Source organism: Nodularia sp. UHCC 0506 (genome assembly GCF_034931045.1).
In the GTDB taxonomy this organism is placed as follows: domain Bacteria; phylum Cyanobacteriota; class Cyanobacteriia; order Cyanobacteriales; family Nostocaceae; genus Nodularia.
In genome coordinates this window covers 44,487-48,273 of sequence record NZ_JAYGHH010000033.1, presented here as the reverse complement: position 1 = coordinate 48,273, position 3,787 = coordinate 44,487, and the positions used below count along the sequence as shown (strand labels likewise).

The window sequence follows — 3,787 nt, the reverse complement described above, 5'->3', positions numbered from 1 at the left end:
TTTCTGCCGTTATATTGATTAAATATTGAGCGATGGGATGAATAACCGAATTCATCATCGCGTTCTTCATATTGTTGAATCCAATTCTGTAGAAACTCGAATGTTTGTGCCTGCTCCTCGATTGATTTGAATTTGTGCGGCTCCCAAGGACGATTGCGGTTATTTTCAAGACACTTACTAATACCGGGATTTAGGAAATAGATTTCAGTCGAGAATTCGATAGCAGCTTTGATTAGCGTGCTGTAGCAGCCTTCAATTACCCAAGAAATATTATTTTCTATGAAGTCTCGTAGATCCTTTGCTGAATCTTTTTGAGAACGCCGTATGGCAATTTGGTTTGGTTCCCAGACGATAGTATCGAGATCAAGAATTGGGATACTGAAGTCTTTACCAAGTCTATTTGCAAGAGTAGTTTTTCCAGAACCGGAATTGCCAAATATTAAAATTCGATACATTGTGGTGATTTAATTAAGATGCAGCCGATTGATTTCTAATTTTTCAAACAGCTTAAATTATTAATTACACGAATTTACTATCTTTACCCCAAATTCAAAAAAAGGTCACGGTGGTTGACATACTGAGATAGGGGAACCGTGAACAGAGGGCAAGTTTGTTGCCGCAGTTGGGGGGTACTTTTTTTCTCCCTAGAAAAAATACCCGGATAGCAACATAGCTTGCTACCCACAAAAACTGATTTCGCCTTCTCAAATTCAGCGCTGGAGGAATCGGCAATGGATCTGAATTGGATCTGGATTGGATCGCAATTGGATCTGAATCTGCACAATTTTTATCAATAATTAGCGTTTATTGCGAATATAAATATTACATAAGCTACGTAGACTAGAGAATTGGATCTGAATTGGATCGCAATTGGATCTGAGTTGGATCTGTGTTGGATCTGAATTGGATTTGTGTTGGATCGCAATTGGATCTGAATTGGCACACTTTTGGCAAGTAAATTTCTGAGCAGAAAAGTAATAACTTGATCAACAGCAGTGAAAAAAAAATATCCAACTGGCTAAAAAGCGTTGTAGATTTCCTACGGGTCAGAAGTTTGGAACTAAACCGCTATCTACCACCGAAATCCTATTCAATTAAAAATAGGCTACTGGATGCGATGGTTAAACGCCGTGCCGGAGGCGATCGCTTAACCATGATTTGACGTTTTTATATTATTAGTTGTGATAATTTGGTTCAAAATTCCAGTTCCTGCCCTGGCTGCTGGTGCTGCTGGTCACGCCTCTGTTGCTTTTGGTACTTTCTCCATGCACACAGGGTATCATTCCAATCTTTGCCTTTTGGTTTAACTCGCATGGCATGGTGTAACTGTTCCATGATCATTCGTGCAGTCTCACTCCCGGCAGGATCATTGTCATAAGCCACTTCTACTGCGGGAACAGTTTGCAGAAATTCCACTGGCAGACTTTTGGGGCTATCTACTGCCATGTACATTGTCCTGGTTTTGGGTATTCCTTGCTGAACTTCCATTTCCAGAGTAGCGAATGACATTGCCTCAATGGGGGATTTACACAATACAACTTTTGCAATTTCGCCGTTTGGTTCTCCGCCGAGTTTTAAATGAAACCACCCATCAGTGCGCTTGGTTCGTTTCACATATCCCTGAAAGGTGTTATCTTCCCCTTGTGTTCCTCTAACAAATGCACCTGTGGTTTCACCATCCAAATTCCGCATTAAAAACACGGCGTTTTGTTGCTCGTCAGCGTAAATTAAACCTTGCTCATGAACGGCTTGGATAAAACTGGGTAGTAATTCTCGTTTCTGGGTAAGATAATTTTCGACTTTATGCCATTGGCGGTCATCCGGTGCTGGGGGTACAAACTTGGGTCTGGGTTCCAACTGTGCAAATTCAGTGGCGATTTTTCGAGTTTGGGCAATAACTGCTCTCTCTACCCCTTTTTCACCAAAGCTATCATACAGCCAAGCGATCGCTTGCCGATAATCACACTGGTTAACGTGCATCACCAAGTCAATAGCACCGCCGCCACCCCTCTGTTCACTGGGGTGAAAGTCATAGAATTTGGAACCATCTATATTCATGATATGACCCTGGCCTCTCCATTTCCCTGGCTGATTATGGTCACGGTCTAACCCCAACTGCCACGCCACATCCTCCAGGGGTAAGTCCCGCAACTGTTCTGCCTGCTGGTTCCAGACAATTTTTTCATCCTCCAACTGTGCCACTCGCTGTTCTAACTGCTGCCGCAGCTTCTCACTAGCATTAGCTTTTTGTTCGGCTGCGCGTAATTGTTCTAGTAACAGCCTGCGGTCAGCTAACTGATGATTAATATCTTGAATTGCTCTATCAGCCTTGATGCGTTCATATAATTGCTGTGCTGTTTCAGAAGGCTGGGGTGCAAATCGCTCTAGTTCCAAGTTCAGGGGTTCGCTGTTGACTGCTTGATAATATTTTTTAACTTTGGTGTGGGTGGCTTTGGAACCTTTAACCCCTCGTTCAATACCCAAAGGAGCTAGTGCAGCTGCATAACTATCTTGCAACTTGGATAATTTAATACTGGCTTGTTTGCCGTCACCACCAAACATGGCTTTGTGGCTGAGTTGTTTGGTTTTGTCGTTAATGGGAATTATATAAGCATGAATGTGAGGGGTAACTTCATCGAGGTGCAATTCTGCCCTGACGCACTTATCACCGTAATTTGAAATCAACCAGTTTTTAGAGGCGTTGGCAAATTCCAACATCCGATTATTATCCCATTCGCCAGCTAGTGATGGATCATGAGGACGGAAGTATTCGGGTGATGCGCTTAAAAATATATCGCTACACAGCACTGCGTCTTTACGCGGTTTGTGTTTTGTGCTGGTGGCTATTTTGGTTTTGACGATTTCGCTTAATGGTAAATCATCCAACTCACCAATCAGCCTGATATTTTTTTTAGTGGGGTCGGCATTTGGCGTATCTTGTAAACGAGCAGTATGTTTTTCACTACTGCCTACATTGCTGAAAGATTTGAGTTTTTCAACGCGCAGAATTGCTAGGGCTACCATTGTTTTTATACTGTAGTCAGCAGGTGTGCTATCTTCCCCGAAGGGCTTACGCAACTTCTACGTCCTGAGCGTAGCGAAGGATGGGCGCAGCCCACCCGCAGGGCGTAGAAGTGTAGTACCACCATTATCATGGTACACCTGCCCGAAATCCATTTCCAGTAGTAGCCCTCCGGCGGCGTGAAATCCTGCTTTGTAGGATTGACAGCCATCTTTTGCGCGTTTACAGGTGTTTTTTACTACTAGACTACTGACTTCTCAACTGGCGATTCTGAGGGTTTTCTACTGGGGTTTTATTATCAATTAATCTCAGTTAATGAGAATATAAATGCGTTTTTGGGGTCAATTTTCACTCAAATTACTATCAAAAATGCCTGGGTGACTTTTGGCTAATAAATGGCTAATTCAACGTAATCACAAGGTTTTTGGGTTATTGTATTCTCAATAGCTTAAATTATTGACAATAATCACGGATTTTCGGATTCACTCGACTTTTTTCAAAGAGTGATACAACTGTTTTGTAACTAAAAGTATTATAAACAACTACAGAATAATTTTTGAACAGTTTTTTGAATTACATTTGCAACATCAATGTATTATCGTTTTTGAGTCAAAATTTGGTATTAAAGACGGCTGTAACTCTTTCTATATATGCTTCTGAGGGCTTTTTGCCTAAAAATAGGGGGCGTAGACAAGGCATAAAAGTCTCAAAATATGTGGATTTTGGTGACTGTCTACGCCCATTGGGATGTCATGAAACCATGAT

The 3,787-nt window shown here is 41.9% G+C and carries 3 protein-coding genes; 1 reads left to right on the top strand and 2 read right to left on the bottom strand.

The window, feature by feature from the left end:
* The coding region (locus tag VB654_RS17210; protein WP_323215035.1) for a shikimate kinase at window positions 1-455 on the bottom strand (455 nt) is incomplete at its 3' end.
* A 527-nt stretch (window positions 456-982) separates the two neighbouring features.
* Between VB654_RS17210 and VB654_RS17205 the strand changes: the two genes are divergently transcribed.
* The gene (locus VB654_RS17205) at window positions 983-1,162 is read left to right on the top strand and encodes a hypothetical protein (protein WP_323215034.1); all 180 of its coding nucleotides are present in this window, start codon (window positions 983-985) and stop codon (window positions 1,160-1,162) included.
* A gap of 32 nt (window positions 1,163-1,194) precedes the next feature.
* On the opposite strand, the gene mobV is transcribed toward VB654_RS17205, so the two are convergent.
* The gene (mobV, locus tag VB654_RS17200; protein ID WP_323215033.1) at window positions 1,195-3,078 is read right to left on the bottom strand and encodes a MobV family relaxase; all 1,884 of its coding nucleotides are present in this window, start codon (window positions 3,076-3,078) and stop codon (window positions 1,195-1,197) included.
* Window positions 3,079-3,787: the final 709 nt, after the last annotated feature.